This window comes from Pigmentiphaga litoralis (genome assembly GCF_048632615.1).
GTDB lineage: Bacteria > Pseudomonadota > Gammaproteobacteria > Burkholderiales > Burkholderiaceae_B > Pigmentiphaga > Pigmentiphaga litoralis_B.
Genome location: NZ_CP184479.1, coordinates 2,019,560 through 2,040,507, shown reverse-complemented (window position 1 = coordinate 2,040,507; position 20,948 = coordinate 2,019,560). Strand labels below are relative to the sequence as shown.

General features: G+C 63.0%; 17 protein-coding genes. 7 read left to right on the top strand and 10 right to left on the bottom strand.

Annotated features, from left to right (window positions below; genetic code table 11):
• Window positions 1-64: 64 nt before the first annotated feature.
• The 5 genes from ACNANG_RS08910 to ACNANG_RS08890 all read left to right on the top strand — a co-directional run bounded on the left by ACNANG_RS08910 (window position 65) and on the right by ACNANG_RS08890 (window position 4,774).
• Window positions 65-1,003 (top strand): dihydrodipicolinate synthase family protein, encoded by a 939-nt coding sequence (locus tag ACNANG_RS08910; protein WP_420226894.1) that lies wholly within the window; start codon window positions 65-67, stop codon window positions 1,001-1,003.
• 179 nt (window positions 1,004-1,182) lie between these two features.
• Window positions 1,183-2,145, top strand: a complete 963-nt coding sequence (locus ACNANG_RS08905) for a Bug family tripartite tricarboxylate transporter substrate binding protein (protein ID WP_420226893.1) — start codon at window positions 1,183-1,185, stop codon at window positions 2,143-2,145.
• On the top strand, window positions 2,135-2,992 hold the full coding sequence (locus tag ACNANG_RS08900) for an SDR family NAD(P)-dependent oxidoreductase (RefSeq protein ID WP_420226892.1): 858 nt from the start codon (window positions 2,135-2,137) through the stop codon (window positions 2,990-2,992). The genes ACNANG_RS08905 and ACNANG_RS08900 overlap by 11 nt, the downstream gene beginning before the upstream one ends.
• A 145-nt stretch (window positions 2,993-3,137) precedes the next feature.
• A complete protein-coding gene (locus tag ACNANG_RS08895) occupies window positions 3,138-3,470 on the top strand; it encodes a SelT/SelW/SelH family protein (protein WP_420226891.1) in 333 nt (110 codons plus the stop codon).
• A 5-nt stretch (window positions 3,471-3,475) separates the two neighbouring features.
• The gene (locus ACNANG_RS08890) at window positions 3,476-4,774 is read left to right on the top strand and encodes a hypothetical protein (RefSeq protein WP_420226890.1); all 1,299 of its coding nucleotides are present in this window, start codon (window positions 3,476-3,478) and stop codon (window positions 4,772-4,774) included.
• Window positions 4,775-5,061: 287 nt separating this feature from the next.
• Here ACNANG_RS08890 and pyrF read toward each other — a convergent pair whose 3' ends face one another.
• Together pyrF and ACNANG_RS08880 are read right to left on the bottom strand one after the other, a co-directional pair.
• Window positions 5,062-5,889, bottom strand: a complete 828-nt coding sequence (gene pyrF, locus ACNANG_RS08885; protein WP_420226889.1) for an orotidine-5'-phosphate decarboxylase — start codon at window positions 5,887-5,889, stop codon at window positions 5,062-5,064.
• Window positions 5,890-5,964: 75 nt separating this feature from the next.
• On the bottom strand, window positions 5,965-6,366 hold the full coding sequence (locus tag ACNANG_RS08880) for a diacylglycerol kinase (protein ID WP_420226888.1): 402 nt from the start codon (window positions 6,364-6,366) through the stop codon (window positions 5,965-5,967).
• Window positions 6,367-6,581: 215 nt separating this feature from the next.
• Here ACNANG_RS08880 and ACNANG_RS08875 point away from each other — a divergent pair, with 215 nt between their 5' ends.
• On the top strand, window positions 6,582-7,583 hold the full coding sequence (locus tag ACNANG_RS08875; RefSeq protein WP_420226887.1) for a Bug family tripartite tricarboxylate transporter substrate binding protein: 1,002 nt from the start codon (window positions 6,582-6,584) through the stop codon (window positions 7,581-7,583).
• Between the two features lie 48 nt (window positions 7,584-7,631).
• Here ACNANG_RS08875 and ACNANG_RS08870 read toward each other — a convergent pair whose 3' ends face one another.
• Together ACNANG_RS08870 and ACNANG_RS08865 are read right to left on the bottom strand one after the other, a co-directional pair.
• The gene (locus ACNANG_RS08870; RefSeq protein ID WP_420226886.1) at window positions 7,632-9,809 is read right to left on the bottom strand and encodes a molybdopterin cofactor-binding domain-containing protein; all 2,178 of its coding nucleotides are present in this window, start codon (window positions 9,807-9,809) and stop codon (window positions 7,632-7,634) included.
• A gap of 17 nt (window positions 9,810-9,826) precedes the next feature.
• Window positions 9,827-10,288, bottom strand: a complete 462-nt coding sequence (locus ACNANG_RS08865; RefSeq protein WP_179588993.1) for a (2Fe-2S)-binding protein — start codon at window positions 10,286-10,288, stop codon at window positions 9,827-9,829.
• 388 nt (window positions 10,289-10,676) lie between these two features.
• Here ACNANG_RS08865 and ACNANG_RS08860 point away from each other — a divergent pair, with 388 nt between their 5' ends.
• The gene (locus ACNANG_RS08860; RefSeq protein WP_420227491.1) at window positions 10,677-11,612 is read left to right on the top strand and encodes a Bug family tripartite tricarboxylate transporter substrate binding protein; all 936 of its coding nucleotides are present in this window, start codon (window positions 10,677-10,679) and stop codon (window positions 11,610-11,612) included.
• A gap of 300 nt (window positions 11,613-11,912) precedes the next feature.
• On the opposite strand, the gene eutC is transcribed toward ACNANG_RS08860, so the two are convergent.
• From eutC to ACNANG_RS08830, 6 genes are all read right to left on the bottom strand, one after another.
• Window positions 11,913-12,785 carry an ethanolamine ammonia-lyase subunit EutC gene (gene eutC / locus ACNANG_RS08855; RefSeq protein ID WP_420227490.1) on the bottom strand — a complete coding sequence of 291 codons (873 nt, stop codon included), beginning with the start codon at window positions 12,783-12,785 and terminating at the stop codon, window positions 11,913-11,915.
• Window positions 12,786-13,036: 251 nt separating this feature from the next.
• The gene (locus ACNANG_RS08850) at window positions 13,037-14,437 is read right to left on the bottom strand and encodes an ethanolamine ammonia-lyase subunit EutB (RefSeq protein WP_420226885.1); all 1,401 of its coding nucleotides are present in this window, start codon (window positions 14,435-14,437) and stop codon (window positions 13,037-13,039) included.
• Window positions 14,438-14,801: 364 nt separating this feature from the next.
• A complete protein-coding gene (locus tag ACNANG_RS08845; protein ID WP_420226884.1) occupies window positions 14,802-15,131 on the bottom strand; it encodes a hypothetical protein in 330 nt (109 codons plus the stop codon).
• Window positions 15,132-15,169: 38 nt separating this feature from the next.
• Window positions 15,170-16,720, bottom strand: coding sequence for a DUF262 domain-containing protein (locus ACNANG_RS08840; RefSeq protein ID WP_420226883.1), 1,551 nt, complete (start codon window positions 16,718-16,720; stop codon window positions 15,170-15,172).
• 6 nt (window positions 16,721-16,726) lie between these two features.
• Window positions 16,727-19,561, bottom strand: coding sequence for a DEAD/DEAH box helicase (locus ACNANG_RS08835; RefSeq protein WP_420226882.1), 2,835 nt, complete (start codon window positions 19,559-19,561; stop codon window positions 16,727-16,729).
• Window positions 19,539-20,948 carry an EH signature domain-containing protein gene (locus tag ACNANG_RS08830; protein ID WP_420226881.1) on the bottom strand — a complete coding sequence of 470 codons (1,410 nt, stop codon included), beginning with the start codon at window positions 20,946-20,948 and terminating at the stop codon, window positions 19,539-19,541. The genes ACNANG_RS08835 and ACNANG_RS08830 overlap by 23 nt, the downstream gene beginning before the upstream one ends.

Below are 20,948 nucleotides of genomic sequence, written 5' to 3'. Positions count from 1 at the left end.
GACCGCCCGGCCGCGGGCGGCAATGATGCAGTCATTCTACTCACACCATGACACCGGAGACGCCATGCCATCGATCACCAATTACCACGGAATCATCCCCGCCATTTCGTGCCCGTTCACGCCCGATCACCGCATCGACGAACCCGCGCTGCGCAAGCTGGCGTCGTGGCTCGCCAGCCATGAGGGCGTCGTCGCGATCATGACCAACGGCCACACCGGGGAAGTGTTTTCCCTGACGCCCGCCGAGCGGGCCGAGGTCACCCGCATCGTGGCGTCCGAGCTGGAAGGCAAGATGCCCGTAATCTCGTCCATCGTGTGCGAAGGCGTGGTCGAAGCCGCCGAACATGCCCGCGCCGCGCAGGCTGCCGGCGCCAAGGCGCTTGACGTGATGCCGCCGCACCATTGGCTGCGCTTCGGCTTCACGCCGGGCCACGCCCTGCAATATTTCGAGGCCATCCACCGCGCGGCGCCCGAGCTGGATCTGGTGTGCCACGTGTACCCGGCATGGACGCGTGCGTCGTACTCATCGCAACTGCTGGCCGACCTGGCTCGCCTGCCTTATCTGGCGGCCTTCAAGGTGGGGCAGCGCGACATGAACAAGTACGCCCGCGACATTCAGGCGATCCGCGAAGCCGATGCCGGCAAGGCTATCCTGACCTGCCATGATGAATATCTGCTGGCGTCGATGGTGCAAGGCGTGGACGGCGCGTTGGTTGGCTTCGCCACCTTCATTCCGCAGCTGATCATCGATCTGTGGAACGCCGTAAAGGCCGGCGACCTGAAAAAGGCGCAGGACGTGCAGGCGCTGATCACACCCTTGAAGGATGCCGTGTACGGCGGCGGCGAGCCCACTGGCGAAGCGCATGCCCGCATGAAGGCTGGCATGTACCTGGCCGGCGTGATCGCCGATCCCACCGTGCGCCCGCCCACCGAAGCGCCGACCGCGGCCGACAACGAGGCGCTGAAGGCAGGGCTGCGCAAGGCCGGATTGCTTGCCCGATAAATCACGGGCCCAGGCAGGGTCACCACGGCGTGGGGGTCGCGCCGCGGTGATCGCCAACCGCAACGACTTACGGCGATTCATTGCGGCACGGGCCAAGGCGTTCCTTTAAAGACACCTTAGCGGCGACAATCCGCCGCAATGTGCCGCGCCATCATAAGAACGACATCGGAGACACCTTCATGCTACGCACCTTTGCTGCGCGAGCCCTTGTGGCCGCTTTTGCACTGATTCCCGCCGCGGCGGCGCTTGCCGACACGTGGCCGTCCAAACAGGTCCGCATGCTGATCCCGTTCCCGCCCGGCGGCACCCTGGACACGGTGGGCCGCCTGCTGGCTCAGAAACTGACCGAGCAGACCGGCCAGCAATTCGTGGTCGAAAACCGCGCGGGCGGCAATGGCATCATCGGTGCCGACGCGGTCGCCAAGGCCCCCGCCGACGGCTACACGCTGCTCTTCAACGCATCGACGTTCACCACCACGCCGATGACCATGAAAGCCCCGTTCGACGTCGTCAAGGACTTCCAGCCGGTGGCGCTGGTGGCCCAGGCGCCACTGGCCGTCGCGGTCAACAAAGACCTGCCCTTCAGCGACGTCAAGGGCATGCTGACCTACGCCAAGGCCCACCCCGGCAAGCTCAGCTTCGCCATCGGGTCGACCGGATCCGCCGGCCAGCTCGCCACCGAACTGCTGCGCCGCGCCGGCGACATGGAATACCTGGTCGTGCCCTACAAAGGCTCGGCCCCCGCGTACCAGGGGCTGGTCGGCGGCATGATCTCCGGCTTCATCGACCCGATTCTGGGTTCCATGTCCTACTACAAAGGCGGCATGCTGAAGATACTGGCCGTGACTTCCAAAGCGCGTGTGCCGACCCTGCCCGACGTGCCGACAGTCGGCGAAACCATTCCGGGCTACGAGTTCTACAGCTGGTACGGCCTGTGGGGTCCGGCCAAGCTGCCCATGGACATTGCCAAAAAGCTCAACGTGGAAGTCAACAAAGCCCTGGCCGGCGATATGCGCGAGCGGCTGGAACAGCAGGGCCTGGTGCTGCAACCCGGCTCCATCGATGACTTCGTGGCATTCCAGCGCGATGACATGGCGCGGTCGCTCAAGATCGTGACCGAGGGGAATATCCGTGCCGAGTGAAAGCGGATCCCAAGCGGCCAAGGGCTCGTCGGCCGGAAGCGGACTGACGACCGGCACCGGGGGTGGCATGGCGGCTGGCTCCCGGTCCGATGATGCGGGAACGGCAGCTACGGCTTCTGGCTGGGCATCGTCATCGGGTGCCGCCGAGGCGCCCAAGGCGGCCCGACACGCGGTGGTCACCGGCAGCAGTTCCGGCATCGGCAAGGCGATCGCCACCGGGCTGCTTGCCGACGGCTGGCGGGTCAGCGGCCTGGATGTGGCGCCGCCCACGCTCGATCACGCCGGGTTCCGCTCCATCACCGTCGACCTGCGCGACGTGGAGGCCATGGCCACCACCGCGCGGGAATTGCGTGACGTCGCCGCCTTTGTTCATGCAGCGGGCGTGCTGCGCGTCGGCGCGCTCGGTCAGATGGATGCCGCTGCCGGCGCCCTGATGTGGCAGCTGCATGTCCAGGCGGCCTCCGTGCTGGCCAACGTGCTGGTTCCCGGCATGGTCGACCGGCGTCACGGCCGCGTCGTCCTGCTCGGCAGCCGCGTCGCTCAGGGCATGGCCGGCCGCAGCCAGTACGCCGCCACCAAGGCCGCCCTGATCGCCCTGGCGCGCAGCTGGGCCGCCGAAGTCGCCCCCTATGGCGTCACTATCAACGTCGTCTCGCCCGCCGCCACACAGACCGCCATGTCGAACGACCCCGCCCGCGCCGCCGACGCCCCACGCCTGCCGCCCATCGGCCGCCTGATCCGTCCCGAAGAAATCGCGGCCACGGTCGCCTTCCTGCTCTCGCCCGCCGCCGAGGCGATGACGGGCCAGGACATCCAGTTGTGCGGCGGGGCGTCGCTGGTGCGGTAGGGGGCAGGGGAGATGCCATGTCGAGGGTTGCGAGGAGGCGGATCGCCGCCGCCCATCCTGGCGAGGCTGGGTGGGCGTGTCGACCGGCGCGGCCTGTGCCTCTTGCACGGTACGATGGGACCGACGCCCGCCCGATGGACCTTCCATGACCGACACCACCGATAAGCCCGCAATCCCGGCCGCTGCATCCTCCGCAACCGCAACCGCGCCCCGCATCGCCATCACCTACTGCACCCAATGCCTGTGGCTGCTGCGCGCCGCCTGGATGGCGCAGGAACTGCTGTCCACATTCAGCACCGAACTGCGCGAGGTCGCCCTCGTGCCCGGCACGGGCGGCATCTTCCAGATCCACTACAACGACGCCCTGATCTGGGACCGCAAGGCCGACGGCGGATTTCCGGAAGCCAAGGTGCTGAAGCAACGCGTGCGGGATCGGCTGGACCCGGGAAGGGAGATGGGGCACGTGGATCGCGTGTAAGGCGCGTGCTGGACAACGTTGTCCTGGAGAGCGGCGACTACGACTGGCTGCGCCAATGGAGCACGGGTAAGGTGGTGACAACCGGTGGCCGTCACCCGCATAGGATGTTGGCTGCGCCTTCGCTTGCTCGCGATCCACTTCAGTTGCTTCCTTCCATGCCCTCTACGACCCATACCGAGATCCCTGCGATGTACCGTGCCGGTGCCGCGGTCCGACCTCCCTTTGCCCGCCGCGGGCTGCTGACAGGCATGGCTTGGCTACTGACCAATGGAATCCCGTTGTATGCGGTGCTTGGCTGCTTGCTGCTAGTAAGTGTGACGGCCTTGCTGCCTTCCACACCATCTGATGCGGCCTTGGCAGTGGACCATGCCCCGGCCAACTCAGAGTCGAAGCGAGCGTACAAGATGGCACCCGTCCTTCTTGATTCAGCATCGGCCGGCAATGATCAGAAAAGCATCTCTGACATCGCCAAACTTGCAATCGATGCGTCAAAAGAACGCATCGATGCAATGAAGGAAACCTACGACAGGTTGTTTGCATTGATTGCGGCTCTGGGAGCGCTCCTGGCGTTCCTCGGATTCAAGGGCTTTGAGTCTTTCGCATTGGCTAGAGCCAAGGCAGAAACAACTGTGGAAATGGCGGAAGCTGCCATTCAGGGTGCTGCGGCAGCGCGCGAAAGGGCAGAGGACGCCATAGCCGAACTACACCGTTTCCTGACGCAGGATTACCCTCGCAATACCACAGCCGAAATCAATGTCGCTCACGGCCTGATCATGCGTGAAATTGCTGAAGTGTACGAAGCAGTCGGTGGACGCATGTCGTTGCATGGCATGCCCGATACATTTCCCGAGCGCCGGCAATGTCTTCGTGACAGCCTGGCCTATTTAGACCGTGCCCTTACGAGCGTCTCCGGTCTAGATACCAAGGTCAGGTGTCGTGCGCTCGGAACGGTAGGCAACGTCAAGAAGCGGCTCGGTGATCCCGTCGGCGCGCTGGAAGCGGCGATCGAGACGATTCGACTCGCGCCAAACGATCCCTGGGCCCATTACAACCATGCCTGCTACGCGTGTCTGGTGGCGGCTTGGGAAGTTGCCATAAGCGGCGGTGGCGGCGGTGAGCAGATTGGAAGGTTTGCAGAAGAGGCCTTGTCATCATTGAGCACCTCCATTGCGCATTGCGAGCCTTTTCGCGACCGAGCGTCAAAGGACGCAGATTTCGAATGGCTAAGAAGTCATTCCCTTTACGGCCGGCGGTTTGCAGCCTTGGTAGGCGGGACGACCAACTCGCATCATGAATCAACCTGACTCCAGCTGCGAAAAATTCCGGGGACATAAAAAAACCCGCTTGTGGCGGGTCATCAGCTGAATAGGGTTCTCAAGGCCAGGGACGAACGTCCAGGACGAGCGGCACAGTGTTCATGTTGTTTCTCCATGTAGGTCGGTCATCCGAATGCGGCACCAGGGAGCCCGACATACGTCAGCCCCCGACCTGGAATGCCGTCAGGTGATCCATGATCCTAACCTGACACACGGCCAGATCACAGCTCCTTGAGCGCTTGTACGCAGTTCCCCTCACAAAGTCAGAACTGACCTCAGCCCTTCTGCGACCGCGCCGCGTTGATCGCATCGCGCGTCTGCAAGGCCATGGCCTTGGCGGCGTCGCGCCAGTCGTCGCCCTGGCTCGCGTACAGAATGGCGCGGGACGAGTTGATCAGCATGCCGGTGCCAGCAGCATTGCAGCCCGCCTGGACGGTTGCCAGAACGTCGCCGCCCTGGGCGCCCACGCCGGGCACCAGCAAGGGCATGTCGGCGCCGACCCGGGCGCGGACGGCGGCGAGTTCGGCCGGGAAGGTGGCGCCGACGACCAGGCCGCACTGGCCATGGCGGTTCCACTTGTCGGCCACCAGGCTGGCGACGCGCAGGTACAGCGGTTCACCGCCGGTTTCCAGGAATTGCAGGTCCGACCCGCCCGGATTGGACGTGCGGCACAGCACGAAAACGCCGCGATCCGGAAATGCAAAGTACGGTTCGACCGAATCCGCGCCCATATAGGGGCTGACGGTCACGGCATCCGCCTGGTAGCGCTCGAAGGCTTCGATCGCATATTGCTCGGCGGTGGAGCCGATGTCGCCGCGTTTGGCGTCCAGCACGACCGGAATCGTCGGATGGGCCTGGCGGATGTGCGCGCAGAGCGCTTCGAGCTGGTCTTCGGCGCGCTGGGCGGCAAAGTAGGCGATCTGCGGCTTGAAGGCGGACGCGTAGGGGGCGCTGGCGTCGACGATGTCGCGGCAGAAGTCGAAGATACGGTCCTGGCGGCCCTTCAGGTCGGCGGGAAACCGCGCCGGATCGGGGTCCAGACCCACGGTCAACAGGGAATCGGAGGCCGACCAGGCCTGGGCGAGCTTTTGGGTGAATGACATCGGGAGCGCCGTGCGAGGGGTGTTCAACCGCGCCATTGTAGGAGCAACCGCGAAATGCGCTAAATCCGTCCTGTTTCAGCCGAACCAGCGCCAGCGGTCGGCGGCCACCGCGAACCACACGACCCCGGCAAACATCAGCATCACCATGACGGCGGCGCTGCCGATGTCCTTGGCCCGACCGATCAGCGGATGCGGCTCGACGGTCAGCGCGTCGGCGACGGCTTCCACGGCCGAATTGAGCAGTTCGGTCACCAGCACCAGCGCGATCGTTGCGAGCAGGACGATGATCTCCAGCAGGTCGCGCCCGAGCCAGAAGGCGGCCGGGACCATGACGACGGCCAGCGCGGCTTCCTGGCGGAAGGCGGCTTCATGCTTGAAGGCGGCGCGCAGGCCCTGCAGCGAGTACTGCAGCGCGCGCGCCACCCGCTGCAGGCCGCCTTTGCTTTTGAAGGGAGAGTGTCCGGGTGGGCTGGTCATGTCGGCGATCGGTCGGAAGCTGTCAGGTGGCAGCAGGATACAGGCAATTCCTGCCCGGACGCGTGTCCGGTGCGGGACGCCAGGACAGGTCTGTCCTTCCGCGTTTGCCCGCCTGTCGCGAAAGCCGTTCGTGGCGCTATAGTCGTCAGGCTGCCGGCACGAGCAGCACGCCCGCGAATCACCGCGTGGCGGACCGACAAGGATGGAGACTGACGATGGGCAATTCCAACACGTGTCATGGAACCGCAAAGAAACACGTGGCGCGCCTGGCGCTGGCGGCGCTGATGGCAACGGCCTGGGCGGCGCCGGCTGCCGCGGCGGACTATCCTGACAAGCCGGTGCGGGTGGTGGTGGGATTCGCCGCGGGCGGCTCGACCGACATTGCCGCGCGCATCATCTCCAAGGCCCTGACCGACGCCCTGGGGCAAAGCTTCGTGGTCGAGAACAAGCCGGGCGCCGGAAGCAACATCGCGGCCGAACAGGTGGCGCGCGCCAAGCCCGATGGCTACACGCTGTACATGGTTGCGGTCACCAGCGCGATCAACCAGACCCTGTACAAGAACCTGAGCTTCGATCTGAACAAGGATTTCACGCCCATCGCACTGGTGGTCAAGGTGCCGAACCTGCTTGTGGTCAATCCCTCGGTGCCGGCCAAGTCGGTGCAGGAACTGGTCAGCTACCTCAAGTCCAATTCGGCCAAGGTGTCGTACGCGTCGTCGGGCAGCGGCACGTCGATCCACATGGCGGGCGAACTGTTCAAGCTGCAGTCCGGGCTGAACATCCAGCACGTGCCCTACAAGGGCAGCGCGCCGGCCGTGACGGACCTGATCGGCAACCAGACCCAGTACATGTTCGATAACATGCCGTCGTCATGGCCACAGGTGCAGGCGGGCAAGCTGCGCGCGCTGGCGGTCACCACCAAGGAACGGTCCGCCACGGCGCCTGAATTGCCCACCATGGCCGAATCGGGCTTTCCCGACTTTGACGTGTCGTCGTGGTTCGGCCTGATCGCGCCCGCGGGCACGCCGGCCGACGTCGTGACCAAGGTGAATACCGCCGTGGTGAAGGCGATGGACGACCCGTCGGTACAGAAGTCCTTCAAGGACCTGGGCGCGGTGTGGGTCAAGACGACGCCTGCCGAATTCGGCAACTTCATCAAGGCCGAAGTCAACCAGTGGGCAACGGTGGTGAAGGCATCGGGCGCGACGGTCGACTGACCGCCGCTTAGGTGCTGCCGCGGCCAGGGCGGCCGCGGCGGTCCTGCGTCAGGCGATCTGCGGGAACGGCAAGCTGCGAACCCGCTTGCCGGTCAGCCGGGCCATGGCATTGGCCACTGCCGGCGCGACCGGCGGCAAGCCGACTTCTCCGATGCCGCCCGGGGGATTGTCGGTCGGCACGACCTTGATCTCCACCAGCGGTGTCGCGTCGGCCCGCAGGATCGGGTAGTCCGTCAGATTGCTCTGCTGGACCTGTCCGGCCTTGTAGCTCAGCGTTTCGCCCAGCGCCGCCGACAAGCCGAAAATGGCCGCCCCTTCGACCTGCGCCCGGACGTTGCGGGGCATGATCGCGTGCCCGCAATCGACCGCGGCCCACATCTGGTGCACGACGGGTTTGCCGTCTTTCATCGACACCTCGACCACCATTGCAATGAAGGTGTTCCAGGCGTCTGAAAAGGCCAGTCCCAGCGCGCGGCCGTTCGTGCGGGGCGTGTTCCAGCCCGCCATGTCGGCCGCCGTGCGCAGCACCCCTTGCGCGCGCGGAGATCCCTGCGTCAGGTCCATGCGCAGCTTGAGCGGATCTTGCTTCGTTTCGGCGGCGATCTCGTCCACCAGGGTTTCCATCACGAACTTCTGGTAGCCAGCGCCCACACCGCGCCAGTAGCTGACGTCCACGCCCCGTTCGTCGCGTACGTGTTCCACCAGGGTGGCAGGGATGCCATAGACGCCGTCCGCGCCTTCCATGACCGGCGAGTCCTTGCCGCCGGCCGCCTTGAAGATGGCCGGCGAGGTCCGCGCGTAGATGCTTTCCGACACGGTCCGGTGGCGCAGGCTTTGCAGCTTGCCGCTGCCATCGACGCCTGCCACCACATGATGCGCGGTCAGCGGACGCGGCTTGGAACGCTGGAAGTCGTCTTCCCGCGTCCAGATCATCTGCACCGGTACGCCAGGCATGGCCTTGGCCAGTTGCGCGGCTTCGACCGTGTAGTCGGCTTCGGCGCGGCGGCCATAGCCCCCGCCCAGCAGCGTGATGTTGACCTTGATGTTTTCGGGCTTGAACCCGGCGGCGGCAGCGACCGTGCCGATCACCACGCTGGGCACCTGCGAAGGCACCCAGAGCTCGATCGTGTCGCCCGTGACCAGCGCCGTGCAGTTCATGGGTTCCATCGTGAACTGCGCCACGTGGTCGCTGGTGTAGGTCGCCTTGAAGGTGCGGGCGACGCCGGACTGCGCGGCCGCCACGTCGCCGCTTTTGTGCCAGACCGTGCCGGCATCGTCCAGGTTTTCGGCGCGCTTCACATATTCCTTCAGCACGACGTCGCTGTCGTAGCTGCGGGCCTGCGACGTCGTGGTCCACGTGACGTCAAGCAGGTCGCGGGCCTTGCGCGCGGTCGCAAAGGAATCGGCCACCACGGCAACGGCTTGCGGCAACGTCACCACCTGCTTGACGCCCTTGACGGCGCGCGCGGCGGTGTCGTCCACCTTGACCGGTTTTTCACCTTGCACGGGCGCGTAGCGGATCGCCGCCCACACCATGCCTGGCCGGCGGATGTCCAGTCCATAGACCGCCGTGCCGTCCGCCTTGGACGCCACTTCGACACGCATCGGGTCGGTGCCGATGATCGTGAATTCCGACATGGGCTTGAGCATGGTCTTGTCGACCTTGGGCAAGGCAGCCGGCGCCTGCGCCGTAGCGGCGATGTCGCCGTACGTCACGCGGCGGCCCGTGGGTGTGTGCACCAGCGTGCTCTTTTCGGCGCGGATCTCGCTGGCCGGAACCTTCCAGGCCTGCGCCGCGGCATCGATCATCACCAGCCGGGCCTGCAGGCCGGCCAGGCGCAGCGATTCGTAGTAGCCCTTGATGGTGCGGGATGATCCGGTCACCAGGCCACCACCAAATGCCGGATTGCCGAAGCGCTTGGCGTCAGTGGGCGCCTGCTCCACGCGGACGCGGCTCCAGTCCAGATTCATTTCTTCCGCAAAGATCATGGGAATGGCGGTCATCGTGCCCTGGCCCATTTCGGACGCGGGCGAGTAGATGGTCGCGATGTTGTCTGGCGAGATGCTGACCCAGGCCACCGGACGAAAGCCGGACGATGCCGCGGCGGCCGTGCCGTCCGCCGCCTGGGCGTCGTTCAGCGAGGCCAGCGGGCCGAAGGCGACGCCCACCGAAAAGGCGCCGGCGCCGACGATGAAGCGGCGGCGGGAAATGTTCTTGATGTCCATGTGCTGCTCCCGTCGGCTCAGGCCGAAGCCTTGTGCACGCTGATGACGGCAGCGGCGATCTGGTTGTAGGTTCCGCAGCGGCACAGGTTGCCGGCCATGCCTTCGAGCACGGCGTCGCGGGTCAGGGGGCCTTTGGCGTCTTTCAGAAGGCCGGCGGCCGTCATGATCTGGCCCGACTGGCAGTAACCGCATTGCGGGGCCTGCTGCGCGACCCAGGCGGCGCTGAGCGCCTTGCCTTCGGCCGTGGCGGCAACGCCTTCGATGGTCGTGACCTGCATGCCGGCCACGGCGGCGGCCGGCAGCACACAGGAGCGCGTTGGCGCGCCATTCAGATGCACCGTACAGGCGCCGCACTGGGCGACGCCACAGCCATATTTGGTGCCGGTCAGATTGAAATCTTCACGGATGATCCACAGCAAAGGCTTGTCGTCCGCCACGTCTGCCGAGACGGGCTTGCCATTGAGTACGAAGTCGACCACGGGGGTTCTCCTGGGAAGCGGATTCCGGGAAAGGTAAGGATGACGCGCGAAGGCGCCGATGCGCGGGACGAGTATCCCATCTTTGTCTGGACAATCAAAGGCACACGTCGCGCGCGAGCGTGTCAGATCGTAGTCCGGCGCGCGGCTAGGTAATACCCGTAGGAACCCTGCGATGCGGCGCAGCGGGCAGGGCAGGCGGCACGTGTCGCCGCCGGGCCAGGACAAACCCGTCCGTGCGCACATCCCCGCATCCGGCTGCCAGGATGCGATGCCGTTAGGTTCAACACGACCACGGCGCCGCCGCGGCGTTTTGTCTGACAAGGAAAACGACATGGGCAAAACACTCTGTTCCCGCATCACTGTTCCGGGCCTCGCCGCCGCCATCACGATGGGCCTGGTCCTGGCCTCGCCCGGCGTGGTGCACGCGGCCTACCCCGACAAGCCGGTGCGCATCGTCGTCGGCTTTGCCGCCGGGGGCAACACCGACCAATTGGCGCGCATTCTGGCCAAGGGCTTGAAAGACACGCTGGGCCAGGACGTCACCATAGAAAACAAGCCGGGCGGCGCGGGCAACCTGGCGGCCGACTATGTGGCCAAGGCGCCCGCCGACGGGTCCGTTCTGTTCATGGCAGCGGTCAACAGCGCCATCAACTACACGCTGGTCAGGAAAAGCTCATTCGACCTGCTCAAGGACTTCGCGCCGGTCGGCATGATGGCCCGCGTGCCCAACCTGCTGGTCGTGCATCCGTCGGTACCCGCCAAGACCGTGCAGGAACTGGCTGACACCATCAAGAAGCATCCGGGCAAGCTCACATTCGTGTCGTCGGGGCAGGGGACATCCATCCACATGACCGGTGAAATGTTCAAGCAGCGCATCGGCGGCGACACGCCGCACATTGCGTTTCGTGGCAGTGCGCCGGCCCTGGCTGAGTTGACCGCCAATCAGGCGCAGTTCATGTTCGACAACCTGCCGTCAGCGCTGCCCCACGTGCGTAGCGGCAAGCTGCGGGCGCTTGCCGTGACGTCGGCCGAACGCTCGCCCGTCGCCCCGGAGATCCCGACCATGATCGAATCAGGGTTTGCCGGCTTCACCGTCACGTCATGGACCGGGGTGCTGGCGCCTGCCAAAACGCCTGCCGATGTGGTCGCCACGCTCAACGCGGCCATTACCAAGGTCCTGGACCGGCCCGATACCCGTCAGCAGCTCGACGCACTGGGCGCCGTCGCCGTCAAGCAATCGCCTGCCGAGTTCGGCGCCTTCATCAAGGCGGAAGTGGATCAGTGGGCAAAGGTGGTCAAGACGTCAGGCGTGACGGTCGAATAAGAAGCTTCCCCTTGGACTAAGGAGCGTCACGGTCGAGTCCTTGGGGGCTTGCCAGCCGCTGCGCCGGGTGCTGCCAGGAAAATGACGCCTAGTCGCGCGCCCGCGTCCATGCTTGTGCCCATGCCCATGCCCATGCCGGTGCCCGCGCCCGAGCCCGAGCCCGAGCCCGAGCCCTGCCCAAGCCCTGCCCAAGCCGTGGCCGAGTTGCGTGCCCAAGCCGTGCCCGGGTTGTGCCCAGGCCGTGGCCGAGTTGTGCCCAGGCCGCGCCCGAGTTGTGCCCAAGCCGTGCCCGAGCCTTGGTCAGGGCGCTGGGCCCTGAGACGGCGCTGCGTTCAGGGCAACGTCTACCGTGGCGCTCTCCTTCAGGACGTCGGGCGCTTCGCTGTCATCCTTGAGCCCCACGCCACTCAATTGCAGCGTCAACGACTGCCGCAGCATATGGCTCAGCTTGTCGGCGGCCGCGGTCACGGGCAGGCCTTCCGGCCGCACGTTCGATATGCAGTTGCGTTCGCTGTCCATGCGCCCGGTGCGGGGCTGGTAGGTAAAGTAGATGCCCAGGCTGTCGGGCGAGGTCAGTCCGGGGCGTTCGCCCACCAGCACGACCACCATGCGGGCCTGCAAGGCCTCGCCGATGTCGTCGCCCACTGCCACCCGGCCCTGGTCCACCATGACCACCGGGGTGGCGGCCCAGTCGGTCGTGAATCGCTCGCGCAGGGCTTCCAGCAGGGGCAGCGCGTGACGTTCCACCGCAAAGGTGGAAAGGCCGTCCGCCAGCACGAACGCCAGTTCGGGGGCCGGTGGCGCAGCCAGCAGGGCGTTGCGGTCGTCTTCATGCAGCCGCCGGCCCAGGTCGGGCCGCAGCAGGTAGGTCTGACGGTCGGGCGCCTGGCTGCGCACCTGGGTCACCCGGAAACCCGCTGCACGCAGACGGGTGGCCAGGTCGGCGCTGTCCAGGGGATGGTGCACGGCATCGCGCGCGCGGGCGTGGGCCAGACCAAAGCGCAGCACTTCGGCGCTCGGCAGGCTGCCGCCCACCCGGCCGACGGCGATGCGGGCCGACGTATGCGCGCGCAGGCTGTCCCACGGGTCCGGTTGAACCAGCGGGTCGTCGTCGGTTGACGCTGCAGACGCAGGTACGTCCGGCGATGGCGCGACGGGCTGCCCGGCGGTCATTGCCCGGGAACCGGGTGCCGAGACCGAATGAGCAGGCCGGAACGACTCGGGCAGTGGCTGTGCGGAAGCAGCCGCTTCGGAAGCAGCCGCCTCGGAAGCAGCCGCCTCGGAAGCAGCCGCCTCGGAAGCAGACGGCTCGTCATCCGCCCGGACTGCCATCGACGACGCACCGCCCACCCGCGCTGCCATGGACGCCTCGTTGCCCGCCTGCTCCGGCGCCGCTCCCTGCTTGGAATCTGAATCGCTCATCATCACTCCTGTCTGCCCCGCGACATGTCGGGCAACTGGCGCAGCAGCGCATGGCCCGCGCCCACGTCCCGCAGCCGTCCGGCGGTATCGGTAATCGCCATCTTTTCCAGCCAGGATTCGAACTCGGGCGCGCGTTTCAGGCCAAGCACGTTGCGCAGGTAAATCGCGTCATGAAAAGACGTGCTCTGGTAGTTCAGCATGATGTCGTCCGCCCCCGGCACGCCCATGATGAAGGTAATGCCAGCCGCGCCCAGCATCGTCAGCAGGGTGTCCATGTCGTCCTGGTCGGCTTCGGCGTGGTTGGTGTAGCAAATGTCGCAGCCCATGGGCACGCCCAGTAGCTTGGCGCAGAAGTGGTCTTCCAGGCCCGCGCGGATAATCTGCTTGCCGTCGTACAGATATTCCGGGCCAATGAAGCCGACCACGGAATTGGTCAACAGCGGCTTCAGTTCCCGCGCGACTGCGTAAGCGCGGGCTTCGCAGGTCTGCTGGTCCACGCCATGGTGCGACCCCGACGACAGCGCGCTGCCCTGGCCGGTTTCCAGATACATGACGTTGTCGCCCAGCGTGCCGCGATCGAGCGACAGCGCCGCCGCCCGCGCTTCCCGCAGCAGGTCCAGCGTCACGCCAAAGCCCCGGTTCGCGCCCTCGGTGCCGGCCACGGACTGGAACACCAGATCGATCGGCGCGCCGCGTTCGATGGCCTGGATCTGCGTGGTCACGTGGGTCAGCACGCAGGTCTGGGTCGGGATGTCGAACCGGGCGCGCACGTCGTCCAGCAAGTGCCACAGGCGGGTCAGGGCCGTCAGCGAGTCGCTGGCCGGATTGATGCCGACCACCGCATCCCCGGCGCCGTACAGCAGGCCGTCAAGCATGCTGGCCGCGATGCCTGCCACGTCATCGGTGGGATGGTTGGGCTGCAGCCGGACCGAGAGCCGCCCCGGCAGGCCGATGGTATTGCGAAACCGGGTCACCACGCTGCACTTGCGCGCGGCCAGCACCAGGTCCTGGTTGCGCATCAGCTTGCTGACCGCCGCAGCCATTTCCGGGGTGATGCCGGGCGCGGCGGCGGTGAGGGCAACGCTGTCGGTGGTGTCCAGCAGCAGCCAGTTGCGAAAGTCGCCCACGGTGAAGTGGCTGATGGGTGCAAACGCGGCGGCGTCGTGGGTGTCGATGATCAGCCGCGTGACTTCGTCGATCTCGTAGGGGATCAACGCGTTCTGCAGGAAGTCGCGCAGCGGCACGTCCGCCAGGGCAATCCGCGCCGCCATCCGTTCTTCATAGGTGGATGCCCCCAGCCCGGCCAGCTGGTCACCCGACCGCGCCGGCGTCGCCTTGGCCATCAGCGTCTTCAGGTCGGGAAACACGTAGCCCAGGGAAGCAAATGACGTTCGATAGTGCACGGTGGGCCGCCTTCAAAACTGCACAAGAATTCTGCATCGTCCGTTGCCACAGGTGACCATGCTACAGACAAATCGCGGCCGAAACCGCTCTTATCCCTGAACAAGCGGCACGAAAGTCGGTTAGTCAACGCTCCGTTGGCGATGTGCGAGCTGGCTGCGTCTTATTCGGCGTCGTCACTCGCAAGCTCATAGGCCTTCCGGATCAAAGCGTATGCGACGTCAAGCTTGGTATCAGCATTGACATGAAACATTGAGCCCTCCGTTCCTTGTATCGCGGAGTTTGGAATCCAAGCCCATTGTGACGTGACCTGCACCCCAGTAGTAACTGTCGCCAATTCCGTTGCTTCGCAGCCCAGTCGCAAATCTATGCCATTGCGCGCGGTAGAAGCTCAACAAACCAGACCGGTTTATGAAAGACAGTGGACTTTGTTGCGACCACTTCGGTGACATCTTCACCTAAAGCAACGGAAAAGTCCGCCAGCTTATCTAGCCACGACCGGACGACCGTATCGCATTTCAAGTCAGCTCGTTTTTTTCCGCTGGCAGCTTGAACGGCATCATCAAGCCGCGCTTGCTTCACCCAAAGATCGTCAGCGATCAATCTGGGCCAAACCTTTAGCGCGAGAACTGCCAGTCGCTGGCCGCGCGCCTCAATTTCCGCAGGTGTCCAGCGTTCGAGCTGAGCAAGTTCCAAATTAAGCCAGACGCTGCTATCTGCATAACCGCCAGGCTTCAGATCGCGCTTTTTTTAAAAGGAGCCGCTTGCAACTCCGAGTTGAAACCGCTGAGCGTAAGATTGCCTAGCCAATGTAGCCACATCTGCTGAACCTCGCGCCACTGCACGCCAAGCATCGATTTCCACTCATCAGACAGTTCGGCTTTCTGTGGCAACACGTGTTCGATCGATAGACCATTCAGTGCCGTCTTTTCCTTGCCGAAGTTAGTGAGACGCTCAAGCATGTAGAAACACGTACGGCGGTGATACAAATCTGCAGTGGTCAAGGCAAGCGCAAAGTCCTCGTCGCTGGGAAACTCCTTTCCGCGACCCATGATCGCAAGCCGCGCCTTTAGACTTTTTAAAGGAGCATCGCTACGAATCTTAGACGCGAGAGTGGCGAACATCGTGCCGCCGCTCCGCGTCTCGGCGCCCAGCACAGATCGCCGAAATACATAGCTTTCCAATGTATCGATCGCCTCCGCAAACTCGTCGTCGCTCATTGTCTTGTCGTGATGTAGGCGCTCGTACAGCACCATGACAGTTGTTGCTGCCACATCCACCAGCTTACGGAGCCTTGCTAGGCACGTTTCGATTTTTGTAGATTCGTCGGGCCCTATGATGAACCTGCAGTAGTACCGCCCGAACCTGGCCATGCGCTGCAATAAAACGATGGCTTGGCCGTGGTTTTCGCTGCGGTTCAAGTAAGCGGGATACCAGCGCTTAAATTCGGCGTAGACGTTCTCGAGCTTGAACGGCTTGGTGGGTCGTAGTTCCAGCGTAAGGAAGTCTCGCAAAAAACTATCGAAGAGCGCTCGGTAGCTAGTGCCAAAGACCTCTTCCAAAGGTCGCCAGTACTTTAAATACCAATCGGTTTGCAGCTGCTCCGAGTGACCCATGAGCACGTAGTTGCGCACCAGATCGGCTTGCGCGAGTTTCACGCCTGTCGAATTCAGGCTTTCGAATATAAGCTGCGGGTTGTCTTGCCCCGGCGACAAAGATACCGACACGATCATTAGTCGGCGGATGCCCTTCAGAACTTGCGCGGCGTCCTTGTCGGAAATAAGATTGCGCAGGTACTCAAGGTTCGAAGGCACTTGGCTCTGTCGATCTTTGGATTCAGGAGCTTCAAGCAATAGGTGTTGCAGCCACTCGTTGTCCAATCGTCGCAATTGCAGCTTCGACCGCAACTCGACCTTATCAACATACGGGTTCACCAAATATTGGTTATGTAGCGCCTCAGGTGAATCTGCTGGAGCTGTTTGAACGCCGGTTTGCTTGAAATGATCGCGTAACGCCATCAACAGCAAGAGGCAGGTGGTAAGCCGCTGTTGGCCGTCGATGACTAACCGCTGCTGCAGCACCGCGTCTCCTGACTCACTGCCAACCCACACGACCGAGCCAAGAAAGTGAATTGCGCCCTCGGGCGCGCCGGCTACGGCCAGAACGTCCTTCACAAGGCGTTCGCATTCATCTGCGCCCCAACTGTAGTCGCGCTGGAAAATGGGAACGACGAACTGATGCTGGCCCGCAAGGAGCGTTAGCAGTTGGGTTTCTCTTGCTTGCATTCCTTCTTATCCCTCCGCTGTCAAGCCCGCCCGCAATTGGGCATAGTCTTCTTTGGTGAACGCTGGCGGCGCAAGAAGGTTGCGAGCCAAATTTCGCTTTCTTTCCATCAGCATCTGCAACTGAAGATCAAAGCTGTGTTCCGGGGTGTCGGGCAGGACTGCCATCGGATAATAGATGTGGACATCCTTAGTTTGCCCGATGCGGTAAACGCGGTCGGAACATTGATCTTCAACAGCAGGATTCCACCAACGTGAAAGGTGGATCACGTGATTTGCTGCTGTGAGCGTAAGTCCAACACCACCGGCTTTCGGAGAAAGCAGCATGACGTCGAAGCCCTGCTCCTGCTGGAACAGATCGACCCGCCGCTGACGCGCATCCGTCCCGACCTCGCCGTTGATGATCATAGGCAGTCGCTTCAGTCCGTAGCGACGCGCGATGATGGTGGGCAATTGGCTAGCGTCCTGAAGGTCCAGCGATTCCAGGAATACCAGCGCTTTTTCGCCTTTGCGGGCAATGTCGTCCAGCACGTTAAAGGTCACTGCCATGCGCGCCGACTCTGCAGGATCAAGGATTTCGCCTCGGCCTAGCCCCCCATCCATCAAGATAGGATGCAGTGATACCCGCCGCATGTTGTGGATCAATTCAAGCATGGCGCCGTCACCCGACATGCCTTTCTGCTGGATTGCGCGCAAGTACGCATCCAATTGCCGGGGTGGCATCGGATGCTGGATGGGATGTTCAAACTTTCGAGGCAACCCCTTGAGCTTCTCGGATTTTAGTCTGCGCAGTATCAACTTTGGTGTGCCAGTAGTCTGTTCCTCTTCTTGCCAGACCTGTTCGCGCAGGAGCACTACGTTCCCAGCATCTGCCTCGTACTGGGCACTGAAACTCTTCAAGTCCCCAAGTGCACTAGGTTGAACGGCATCGGCAATACACCATAGATCGGCCAGACGATTTTCAACGGGCGTTCCGGTCATTGCCACGAAGAAATCTACGTTCATCGCTTTGATCGCGTTGGTCACGCGTGTTCCAGGTGATTTGATCTTTTGTGCCTCATCCAATACGACCGTAGCGAAGCGGATGGCTCCGAAGCTCAGTTGATAGTCCGACACGGCTTCATAGTTGGCCAAGACGACGTCTGCCTGGCTTATGCGAGCGGTGTCCAGGCTTGCGGTGCCATCGCCGTGCCGGCCCCGCTTCAGGTGCTTCACGTGTTCGCCGTATACGCGAACGATGTCGCCCAAACCTGGACTCCACAAATGTTCTTCGTGTTCCTTTTCCCAGTTTCTGAGCAGTCCCACCGGGGCGACCAACAGTATTGGCTTGCGATCAATGCAGCCAGCGACCATCAGTTCCCGCAACCATGCGCAGAAGGCAAGCGCCTGGAAGGTCTTGCCCAGACCCATGTCATCGCACAGCATGGCTCCACTGCTACCGGACACCCAGTGCCGTTGAAGCCAGGCCAATCCAACCTCCTGGTGAGGCTTAGGTGATGTGCGCATGCTAGAAGGCCAATCAAATGAACCCGGTCGCTGCCGATCATTAGTACGGCTGAAACCCACGGCGTCGAAGTTGCTTTCAATGACCAGTACCTTCTTATCTTGTCGATTCTCTTGACCGTCAATGTCGCGCTCTGGCTTTCCTTCTTTTCTTGCGTCTATCGTGGCCTGAAGTGTGGTGAGCGCATCCATATTGGTTTGGGTCGCGGGTACCGTCACGCCATCGACGTCAATACTGGCTTCTCCCTTCTGGAGTGCTTGTGCCATAGCAGTCCGGAGTTCATCGAGCTGGTCGGGCTGGATTGGAACATCCACCCCGTTCAGCCTGAAGCCCATCTGCGTGGGCGGCGCCCAAGACTGTGGTTGGATCTTGATCCATGGAAGTATGGGGTTGACCCAGTCGGCGACGTCGACCACGCGGTCCGCATAGCGCTCAGTTTCAACGAATACCGAAGGTGCATCTTCAGCTTGATCTAGTAGCTCACGGATGATCGCTTCTGGGTGCAATGCTGCACGCTTTCGTTGTTCCGGGGGAGCCTTCCGCAGCTGGCGAACCGCCGTGAGCGCTTTGCGCAGTCCATCTTCGGCAACGACATACAGTCCCTGGCTGACCGGAAAGGCCGAAGCGCCTTCCTGTAGTTGGTCCAGCCGATTGGCGAACACGTCAGTGTCGGCCGCAGGCAAAGCTGGGACCAGCTCGGTGGTCTGCCCGTCTGCGGAATGCTGCTCGGTGAGCAGGCTCGGAATGAGTTCGATCTGGCCTTCTTTGTCGGTGCGAATAAGCCAGGTAAAGGCCGATGCGGTGACAACCCTCAGACTTTTCAGGAAGCCGTCCGTAAGCTGATTCGCCGCATCGTCCCCAAGGCTTGCACGGATGCTGGCCCAAATTTTCAACTGGCTGTCACGATCATCGGTGCGCAGCCCGTTGAACGCGTCGACATGCACTCCTATCTCGTGCAGAGGCGCTTGAAGTCGAAACACCTGGTCCCCGCGATAGAGCCAGCCGCCGCGGAGGTCTACATCGCGGGCAGGGATGGTTTTGCCGGGCTGCAACCAACGGGCGGTGAGTTTCGCACCATCGCGCCCGAGCGCGCCACTGAGCCTCAGATCCAATGCCATTGGACAGTTGGGGGGCAGGCCAAGCTCCACTGCCACGCTTTCTGACCACTGCGAAAGGGCGGCCGTTGGCACGAAAAGTTGATCGCCGCGTTGCGTGGAACCTTGCTCGAGCGCTTGGTTAACAGCGGCCGCCGCGCCGACCGATAGCATGTCTAGCCATAAACCAACGTCGGAACCCACTGTCCAGCAGGCGCCGCCCTCAACCAATGATGGCTTGGTCACTGAGTTTCACTCCCGTATGCAATGCGATGAAGTCCCGTGCTTTGCGCTGCCAAGTGCCACCCTCGGAATTCATGTGGCGAAGTTCAGGGCGTTGATTCTGGCCGTTGTGGAAGTCGTAGGAAACGACGTCCCGCAGTTCCTCGCCGCGGTACTCAGGCAGGTACATAGCAGGCACGTGAGTGTTTGCATACGTGCAGGCGCGCAGGCTGCCGTTATGGCTCCACTCCATGAAGACCATGTGTCCAATTCTGAGGAAAAGCACTGATTGGTCAGAAGTCGCGCCGGACACAAGCACTCCGTATTGCGCCCAATCGGCCTTGCTAAATTCCCGCTGGGCGTGGGCGGCGGCTTGCGAGCCTAGAACGAGCCAAGCCTCTTCGATGTCGCCATGGTCGTAGTACGCCATCCAGAAACGTTCGCGGTGCCGCCAGATATGGTCTGCCGTTAGTTGCAGAATTCGCATGAAGCCGCGCAGGGTATCGCCCACTAGCCAACGGCGCACCGTATCAATGGTCGACGGCGAAACGTCTTGCCATCGATGCCCGCCATGAACCTCTGTAAGCATGCGGGGATCGCCGTAATGCTTGATCAGGAATGAAGCCAAAACTTGACGAACCCTATCGGGGGGCTTTTGCTTCAGCCAGGGTCTGACGAGGCCGTCTGCCAACGCGATTCGGTGCTCGTTATAGCGCAGGAAGGGTGCATTGCGCGGGCCGACCCTATCGACCTGAGCCCATGACTTGATTCGAGTGACGACGTGCTCCTGAGACAGCACATCACTTGGGGCTTTCAGTGCGCCGGCAAATGCCTCACTGCAAATCGGCTCTTCCATGAAGCCGGACCACAGTTCCATGGATGCGAAGGTGTCCCGTACGTGCCCATTCCCTTCTGCAATCGTCTTGCCCAAGGCCGCACCAACTTCATGCGGCGAAAACCATCGCTGTGCGGAATGTAGCGCTAGAAATTTTTCAGCCGCTGGCCCTTTGGCTTCGGCAAGAGACTGCCGGATGCGTCGCGCGAAGTCCTGAAAGTCTGCGTTGTGTTTATTGAATGTGTGGCAATAGACGTAGAACAGCGGTAGCAACCAGCGTTTGGCAGCTCTGGGATCGCGCACTGCTGCAGGAAGATGGTGATCCCAATACGCTTGGAGCAGCTGGGGGTCCGTGCTACTTAAGGGTGGCTCGTCTGGGATCCAAAGTGCATACGGCAATCGACGTAGCGCGCCGCGGCTAAGGTACCGATAGCCGTCGCCCCGGGCTGCCGCATAAGCCCTGCGCATGCGCATGCCGATCGAATCCAGTGGCGGCGGCGGAGGCAATGAGAATTGTCCCAACGCTTCGATCGCCGCATGCAGGCTTGGAAAGCCGGAAGGCAGGCGTACGAACAT